The organism is Mycobacterium sp. (assembly GCF_050701515.1).
GTDB lineage: Bacteria > Actinomycetota > Actinomycetes > Mycobacteriales > Mycobacteriaceae > Mycobacterium.
Window position 1 is genome coordinate 1 of record NZ_JBOGDB010000148.1, and the last position, 7,487, is coordinate 7,487.

Here is a 7,487-nt window from a genome sequence, read left to right on the forward strand (position 1 = left end):
CGGGCGCGTCGTGGGTGGCGGAGTACGGCGATCCGGATGACCCGGAGGATTGGGAGTTCATCGCCAAGTACTCGCCGTACCAGAATATTTCGGCGGACCGCCGCTATCCGCCGGTGCTGATCACCACATCGACTCGTGACGACCGCGTCCATCCCGGCCACGCACGCAGGATGACCGCTGCGCTCGAGGCGGCCGGCCACCACGTCCGCTACTACGAGAACATCGAGGGCGGGCACGCCGGGGCGGCCGACAACGCGCAGACGGCGTTCAGGTCGGCGCTGATTTTCGAGTTCCTGCACCGAACGCTCAACAAATAAGTGCAACAGCGGGTCAGCGGGCGCCGGTAAGCTGTCAGCAAACGTCATCGGAGGTTCAGATGTGGGTTGAGCCCGAGCTGTTGAGCTCGGGTGGGGGGTGGCGCGCGGCGCCGGCCAGCGTGTTCTCGGTGGCGCGGCGGCGTTGTCTGCGGCTTCGATCGGGTCCAGCATCTTCGGTGAGTTCGACGCCGCGCGGTCATTCCATCAGCGACTCAGCCAGCATCGCACCGGCCAAGTCAACAAGATGCGGGACAACCATCAGACGCTGAACGGCGTCGGTGAGAAGGCGCAGACCTCGTCTGGCTGGTTCAGTGATACCGAGCGTCGAAACACCGAAGAGGTGTCCCACGTCTCGGATGCCTGATGCTCACGCTGAAGCACCTGAGCATCCCTGAGCTGATCGCCGCCGCGGGGGGCGACCCGTGGAAGCTGAACGACACGATCCAGTCCGGATCACCCGGCGAGATCAGCGAGCTGGCCACCTCATTCCGTAGCGCTGGCCTGTGCATCACCGAGACCGACGAGGAGTTCAACCAGGCCAAGAAGCGCTTCGACGCGGCCTGGGATCGCGACGATCCGGCCCATCCGATAAACGATGCCGAGGAGGTAAGGCGCGCGACCAAGTGGCTGCCGCTGGGAAAAGAGCAGATGGCCAAGGTCGCGGCGGACCTCCAAAACATCGCGGCGACACTCGCCGAGGGCCAGCGCAGCGGCCACGTCTCCATCGGGCTTCTCGAGGGCACATTGCAGCGCATCGACAACCTGATCGAGGCGGAACTGCAGGCGGCAATCGCCGCAGGCGAGCAGCTCGACTGGTCGGAGCTCAAGCGCGCCGCCGTCGACGCCACCAAACAGTCGCTGAAAGAAATGACGGCCCTCCGCGATGCTTACGGGGCCAAGCTGGATGAAGTGCAGCTCGAGATGGCGGCCGCCGCGCGTCTGCGCGACTTCGCAACCGTCAACGATCCCAATGCGAATCCGTACGCCGTGCAGTATGCCGGCGAGCGCCTCGACGACTACAACATGTCCAAGTTCGTCGGATCGCTGCCCGTCGATCCGGTTCTCGGTACCGATGCGCGTCAACAGGCGCGAACGCGCCTGGAGTACCAACAGAAGCTGGGCAGGCAACATCGCGCAGCTGGTGATCGCCGGGAACGACTGGTTGGACGGCGGGGACACCCGCAACCAGGAACTCGGCGAGGCAGCCGGCGGTGTTGGCGGCGACAGCGGAAGCATTTTCGACCCGAGCTGCCGGTTGGGTCCGGCAGCGGCGGAGGGACCTGGTAGGGCCGGTGGAGATGTCTGGTGTGGCGAAAGCGCTGTTCTACGCGGGCCTGACCGCGATTGTGCTCGGCAGTTTGGCCGGCATGTTTCCGTTGTGGAAGTCGCGACGCCTGTCACCGGCATCGATCCGGAGGCGCCTCTTCTGGACCGGTTCCTTTGGCGGCGCGCTGCTGCTCTTCGTTGCCGTACTGCCCAACTGGCGCTCGGGCCTCTTCGTCAGTCTTTGCGCCCTCTTTGTTCTGGTGCTCACTGCCTTCCGGTTCTCGACACACATCAAGATCGGCGACAAGATCTATGCATAGATGCACGACGGCCGCCCCGACCCGCCACCGGCGCTGGACCCTGACCGCGATAGGAGCTAGGGCATGCCCATTGTCATCGCCGGCGGACACGGCAAGATCGCCCTGGTCGTAGATCTGGAACGGGCCTCGGTCGATGAGGTCACGGAATACGTGCGCGGCGCCGACGCTGTCGTGTTCGCCGCCGGGGCGGGCCCGGGCAGCGGGGCGGCGCGCAAGGAAACGGTGGACCGCAACGCTGCCATCCTGCTGGCCGATGCCGCCCAGGCCGCAGGCGTCGACCGCTATCTGATGATCTCGTCGACCGGCGCCGACCCACGGGCCACCGCCGACGATCCGGTCTTCCAGGCGTACCTGCGCGCGAAAGGCGCTGCGGACGAAGCGGTCCGGGCCCGCACCGCGTTGACCCCGACCATCGTGCGGCCGGGCCTGCTGACGGACGACCCGGGCACCGGTCGCGTGACGATCGCCGACTCCACCATTCGCGGGAGCATTCCGCGGGAGGACGTCGCAGCGGTGCTGGACCAGGCGCGCACCAGCGGCAAGACCTTCGAAGTCATATCGGGCGAGGCTCCGATCACGGAAGCCGTCGCCGCGCTCGTGCGCTGACGACAATACTGCAGGCATGCCGACGACGCGCCAATTCGAAACGCTGCTGTACAAGACGGAGCCGCCCGTCGCCACCATCACCCTGAATCGCCCCGAAGCGCTCAACACCATCGTTCCGCCGATGCCCGATGAGATCGAGGCCGCGATTGGCCTCGCCGAGCGAGACCCGGCGATCAAGGTCATCGTGCTGCGCGGTGCGGGCCGCGCGTTCTCCGGCGGCTACGACTTCGGCGGCGGTTTCCAGCAGTGGGGCGACGCGATGAACACCGACGGCCGCTGGGACCCCGGCAAGGACTTCGCGATGGTCAGCGCTCGCGAAACCGGCCCCACGCAGAAGTTCATGGCGATCTGGCGTGCGTCCAAACCCGTCGTCGCCCAGGTGCACGGTTGGTGCGTCGGCGGCGCAAGCGATTACGCGCTCTGCGCCGACATCGTGATCGCCAGCAACGACGCCGTCATCGGCACGCCGTATGCCCGGATGTGGGGTGCGTACCTCAGCGGCATGTGGCTGTACCGCCTGGGCTTCGCGAAGGCGAAGTGGCATTCGCTGACCGGGGAGCCGCTGACCGGAACGGAGGCAGCAGACGCCGAACTCATCAACGAGTCGGTCCCCTTCGAGCGCCTCGAGGCACGAGTGGCGGAAGTGGCCTCGATGCTCAGCCGAATTCCGTTGTCCCAGTTGCAAGCCCAGAAGCTTATCGTCAATCAGGCCTACGAGAACATGGGCCTGGCCTCCACCCAGACGCTAGGTGGAATTCTCGACGGCCTCATGCGCAACACACCCGACGCACTGGAGTTCATCGACACGGCCGCAAGCCAGGGCGTGCGCGCGGCAATCGAGCGTCGCGACGGTCCGTGGGGCGATTACAGTCAGGCGCCGCCCGAGCGGCGACCCGACCCGTCGCACGTCATCGAGCCCTAGCCAGGTGTAAGGATGCCGACTGTGAAACATCGCTTGGACGAGCACGGACGATGAGCCCTTCCATCGGCGCAACTGACCCCGGCTCCTGGTCGACACGGTTGTGGACCGAGATCGAGTCCACCTTCGCCGCGATCCTTGCCCACCCATTTCTGACCGGGCTCACCGACGGCAGCCTCGACGAAGACGCGTTCGCGCAGTACATCGCACAGGATGTGCACTACCTGCGGGACTATGCACGCGCGTTGGCCATCGTCGGTGCTAAGGCCCCTACTTTGGTCGACACAGCGATGTTTGCCCGGCACGCCGCGGAGGTGTTCGACGTGGAACTCGCCTTGCACTCCACGCTGTTGCCCGAACTCGGACTGGATCCCACTCGTCTGGGCGCGACCCCACCGACTCCCACCACCCGGGCATACACCAGTTATCTTCTGGCCACCGCCTACGGCGGCAGCTTCGCCGACGGGCTGGCCGCCATTCTGCCGTGCTACTGGATATACGCCGAGGTCGGTGCCGTGCTGCTCGCGCGGGGTTCATCGGATCGTCGCTACCAGCTCTGGATAGACAGTTACGGCGGAGACGAATTCGCAGCCACCGTCGCCGAGGTTCTGGAACTGGCCGACCGCACCGGGCCGACGCTGACGGCGGCCGCGGAGACCGCCGCTCGTGCCCACTTCGCGATCACCGCCCGCTACGAGTGGATGTTCTTCGACGCAGCGTATCGACGTGAAGAGTGGCCAGTCTGAGCCCGGAGTAGGCAAGCCACTATTTCCGGCGCCGCAGGCCGCCGAGCACGGCGACGATGACGCCGAACACCACCAGCACCCCGCCCGCGGCCAGCGTGAGGTTCAGCCATTGGTGCAGGCTGGCCTCGGCGTGGCTGACCATGACGTCGGCGACCTCGCGGATGTCGCCGGTGGTGCGGTTCAGCGCGTCATCGATGTAGCGCCGCACCAACTCCAACCCGGCCCAGCCACCCGCGCCGACCAGTAACGCCGAAACGCCCAGCGCCGCAAGTGCTTTACCCCGGGATGGCGCCGTCGCCAGTGTCAGCAGTGCGAAAATACCGGCGAGGATGCCGGCACCGATGCTCACCCATGGACCCCACCTCGACAGCAGCTCGAGCTGGCCCGGTCGCAGACCCTCCAGGTTGGAGACCGTCACCGGGACGGTCAGCGTGTCCGGCACCTCGACGTTGAAGTTGGCCAGCGACTGCGCCAACGACGTGTCGGCAAGCATCGGCGCCAGGTCGACCACCCACTGATCGTCGGTGCCTTCGGCGCGTTGTGCCGAGTCGGTGAACACCCAGCGATGGGCGATCCGATTCGCCTGCGCGAACTGCCCGGGAAACGCCGCACTGGCGGTGTATGCCGAGGCCACCCCGCGCACCAGGCCGCTGCCGACGTCGTAGCCGCTCTCCGAGATCAGCGCCCTCGCCTGGGTGGTCAGCTCCGACGCCATCGCCTCCTGCAGCCGCGGATCCTCGGCGGCCGACGCGGCCAGCGCCGCGTATCCGTCGGGGTCGACGACGTTCTTCTGCGCCCACGTCGCCGGGATCGCCACCGCAAGCGCGACCGTCGTGACGAGCCAAAACAACAGCGCCGCCACAAACCGCACGCGCGTCCTCCGTTACTTGGCGGTGCGGCGAGGACGCAGCAATGCCAGCCGGGTCATCAGCTTGTTCATCCGCGTCACCGCCTTGTGCGAATTGTTGTAGTAGTTGCCGCCAGCGCCGATATTCGTGCGCGGCGCGACGACGGCCTCCTGGCGGCAGTACTTGCGAAGCCCCTCGGCCCCGCCGAACCGTGCACCCATGCCGGACGTCTTCCAGCCGCCCATCGGGGCGGTGGTGCACATCAGGTTGGAGATCACGTCGTTGACATTGACGGCACCGCAATCGAGCTGCACCGCAACTTCTTTGGCGCGCTCGATGTCCTTGGAGAAGACGGATGCGGACAGGCCGTACGGACTGTCGTTGGCCAGCCGAATGGCCTCCTCCGCCGACGACACCTTCATGATCGGCAGCGTCGGACCGAAGGTCTCCTCGGTCATGCACGTCATCGAGTGGTCGACGTCGACCAGCACCGTCGGCGGATAAAAGCTGCCGGTTCCCGATGTGCGCTCGGCACCGGTGAGCGCCTTGGCGCCCGCGGCCACCGCATCGCGGACGTGCCGTTCGGTCACCGCGAGTTGCTCGTCGTTGATCATCGAGCCGAAGTCGTAGCCCTGGCCGGCGCCGACCTTGAGCGCCTTGACGTCGCGCACCACGGCGTCGACGAACTGGTCGTGGACGGAATCGAGGACATAGACCCGCTCTACCGACACACAGGTTTGGCCGGCGTTGAACATCGCGCCCCACACCGCGGCGTGCGCGGCCAGGTCGACGTCCGCGTCGTCCAGCACGATCATCGGATCCTTGCCGCCGAGCTCCAGGCTGACGGGCGTGAGCCGGCGGGCGGCCCGCTCCATCACCTTGGCGCCGGTCGCGCTGGAGCCGGTGAACTGGATGAAGTCGGAGTTGTCGATGACCGCCTCGGACACCTCGCGGGCGCCCTGGGCCAGCGCCAGCACCTCGGGCGCGCCCGAGTCCAGCCAGCCTCGCAACAGTACCTCGGCGGTCAGCGGCGTGCGTTCCGACGGCTTGAGCAACACCGAGCAGCCGGCGGCCAGCGCGCCGATGGCATCCATCAGGGCGTTGGCCACCGGGTAGTTCCACGGCGCGATGATGCCGACCACCGGCCGCGGCCGGTAGTGCACGGTGACCTTCTTGATCGCCAGGAACGGCAGCGACGCCGGCCGGGTCTCGGGCGCCAGCGCCTTCTCCATCGTCTTGATGTAGTACGACAGGATCATGATCAGCAGCGGCACCTCCTGCGCCGCGTCGACGGCCGACTTGCCGGTCTCCTTGATCAGGAGCGACTCGATCTCGTCGCGGTGCTCGCCGAGCCAGACGGCATAGCGGGCAAGGACTTTGGCGCGGCCCTTGGCGCCGCGCGCCTCCCATTCCTTTTGCGCCTCGCGCAGGCCGGCGGCGATCCGCGGCACGTCGGCGGGATCGGTCCAGCGCACCTGTCCGGCGGCCGCACCGGTGGCGGGGTTGCGGATGGTGCTCGCAGACGAGGCTGAATCGACTTCTGGCGTCGCGGTCATAGGCCCATGCTAACCACCGGTGTGATCTGCATCGCACGGGGGTTGACGCCTGTCAAGTCAGCGGGCGATGCCCCGCACGTACGCGGCCTGGCCGAGGTGCTGCGCGCAGTCGTCGATGATGCTGACCAGCCGCGCGCTGGCGGTCACCGGCGGCGTCCAGTTGGTGTCGACGACGCGGCTCAACTCCTCTGCGGTCACCGAAGCGATGTATTCCAGCGTCACTTTGTGCACGGCGTGGTAGTAGCCGGCCAGCAGGTCGGCCGGTGCCCGGACCTGGCCGACGTCGTCGGGCGTGTGTCCGTAGCCGTGGTCGTTGCCTGCCAGGTCGAGGCCGAACCGGTCGTCCCAGCCGTCGCGGGTCCAGACCTGTTCGATGCCGGCGATGTCGCACAGCTGGAGATCCTGCACCCGCGCGCTGTGCCAGACCAACCACGCGATGCTGTTCGCGTCTCGGGTTGGACGGAAAAACGAGACCTCGTCGGTCAGGCCGTCGGTGAGGTCGTCGACGTGTTCGATCAACCGGGTGAATGAGTCGCGGAGCAGTTCTTGCGCGGCGGTGAGATTCGACATGTCACCAACGTAATCCGCGGCTTCAGCGCGACAGCGTGATGGCGCTCTCCGGGCAGTTCTGCTCCCCGGTCGCCGCGTGATTCTCGAGCTCGCCGGAGACCTCGTCGACGAGGACGATCGAGTGGCCGACCTCGTCGGCGTCGAAGATGTCGGGCGCCAACGTGTAGCAGCGGCCGTGGCCGGTACAGAGTTCGGGATCGACCGAGACGCGGCTCATGACGTGGCCACGCGGAAGGTCAGCGGCAGCGATTCCACCGAGCGCAGCGCGCTGGTGTACGTGAGCTCGACGCCCTCCGGAATGTCGTAATCCGGTATGCGGCGGTGGAATTCGCGCAACGC

At 66.9% G+C, this 7,487-nt stretch carries 11 protein-coding genes and 1 pseudogene; 7 read left to right on the forward strand and 5 right to left on the reverse strand.

From position 1 onward, the window contains the following. From ACRDU5_RS12430 to tenA, 7 genes are all read left to right on the forward strand, one after another. Positions 1-317, forward strand: a 317-nt coding sequence (locus ACRDU5_RS12430; protein WP_526614845.1) for a prolyl oligopeptidase family serine peptidase, incomplete at its 5' end; no start/stop codon positions are given. A gap of 97 nt (positions 318-414) precedes the next feature. Then, a complete protein-coding gene (locus ACRDU5_RS12435) occupies positions 415-681 on the forward strand; it encodes a DUF2563 family protein (RefSeq protein ID WP_526614846.1) in 267 nt (88 codons plus the stop codon). After that, entirely contained in the window at positions 681-1,604 is a 924-nt protein-coding gene (locus tag ACRDU5_RS12440; RefSeq protein WP_526614847.1) for a putative alpha/beta hydrolase, read from the forward strand. The genes ACRDU5_RS12435 and ACRDU5_RS12440 overlap by 1 nt, the downstream gene beginning before the upstream one ends. 20 nt (positions 1,605-1,624) lie before the next feature. Beyond that, positions 1,625-1,903 carry a hypothetical protein gene (locus ACRDU5_RS12445; RefSeq protein WP_526614848.1) on the forward strand — a complete coding sequence of 93 codons (279 nt, stop codon included), beginning with the start codon at positions 1,625-1,627 and terminating at the stop codon, positions 1,901-1,903. Positions 1,904-1,966: 63 nt separating this feature from the next. After that, complete coding sequence (locus ACRDU5_RS12450) at positions 1,967-2,509, forward strand: NAD(P)H-binding protein (RefSeq protein WP_526614849.1); 543 nt, start codon at positions 1,967-1,969, stop codon at positions 2,507-2,509. 16 nt (positions 2,510-2,525) lie between these two features. Next, complete coding sequence (locus tag ACRDU5_RS12455) at positions 2,526-3,431, forward strand: crotonase/enoyl-CoA hydratase family protein (RefSeq protein ID WP_526614850.1); 906 nt, start codon at positions 2,526-2,528, stop codon at positions 3,429-3,431. 50 nt (positions 3,432-3,481) lie between these two features. Beyond that, a complete protein-coding gene (gene tenA / locus ACRDU5_RS12460; protein WP_526614851.1) occupies positions 3,482-4,174 on the forward strand; it encodes a thiaminase II in 693 nt (230 codons plus the stop codon). A 19-nt stretch (positions 4,175-4,193) separates the two neighbouring features. Here the strand turns inward: tenA and ACRDU5_RS12465 are convergent, their stop codons facing one another. From ACRDU5_RS12465 to ACRDU5_RS12485, 5 genes and pseudogenes are all read right to left on the reverse strand, one after another. Continuing rightward, a complete protein-coding gene (locus ACRDU5_RS12465; RefSeq protein WP_526614852.1) occupies positions 4,194-5,045 on the reverse strand; it encodes a hypothetical protein in 852 nt (283 codons plus the stop codon). 12 nt (positions 5,046-5,057) lie between these two features. Continuing rightward, positions 5,058-6,578 carry an aldehyde dehydrogenase family protein gene (locus tag ACRDU5_RS12470; RefSeq protein WP_526614853.1) on the reverse strand — a complete coding sequence of 507 codons (1,521 nt, stop codon included), beginning with the start codon at positions 6,576-6,578 and terminating at the stop codon, positions 5,058-5,060. Between the two features lie 57 nt (positions 6,579-6,635). After that, positions 6,636-7,148 (reverse strand): mycothiol transferase, encoded by a 513-nt coding sequence (locus tag ACRDU5_RS12475; protein WP_526614854.1) that lies wholly within the window; start codon positions 7,146-7,148, stop codon positions 6,636-6,638. Between the two features lie 22 nt (positions 7,149-7,170). Further along, positions 7,171-7,365 carry a ferredoxin gene (locus ACRDU5_RS12480; protein ID WP_526614855.1) on the reverse strand — a complete coding sequence of 65 codons (195 nt, stop codon included), beginning with the start codon at positions 7,363-7,365 and terminating at the stop codon, positions 7,171-7,173. Further along, positions 7,362-7,487 (reverse strand): annotated as a pseudogene (locus ACRDU5_RS12485) (cytochrome P450); the annotation flags it as partial. The pseudogene ACRDU5_RS12485 and the gene ACRDU5_RS12480, both read right to left, overlap by 4 nt.

Coding starts and splice junctions, on each gene's coding strand:
- ACRDU5_RS12470 (WP_526614853.1), bottom strand. CDS start 6,578: ATGACCGCGACGCCAGAAGTCGATTCAGCCTCGTCTGCGAGCACCATC.
- ACRDU5_RS12450 (WP_526614849.1), top strand. CDS start 1,967: ATGCCCATTGTCATCGCCGGCGGACACGGCAAGATCGCCCTGGTCGTA.
- ACRDU5_RS12475 (WP_526614854.1), bottom strand. CDS start 7,148: ATGTCGAATCTCACCGCCGCGCAAGAACTGCTCCGCGACTCATTCACC.
- ACRDU5_RS12480 (WP_526614855.1), bottom strand. CDS start 7,365: ATGAGCCGCGTCTCGGTCGATCCCGAACTCTGTACCGGCCACGGCCGC.
- ACRDU5_RS12455 (WP_526614850.1), top strand. CDS start 2,526: ATGCCGACGACGCGCCAATTCGAAACGCTGCTGTACAAGACGGAGCCG.
- tenA (WP_526614851.1), top strand. CDS start 3,482: ATGAGCCCTTCCATCGGCGCAACTGACCCCGGCTCCTGGTCGACACGG.
- ACRDU5_RS12440 (WP_526614847.1), top strand. CDS start 681: ATGCTCACGCTGAAGCACCTGAGCATCCCTGAGCTGATCGCCGCCGCG.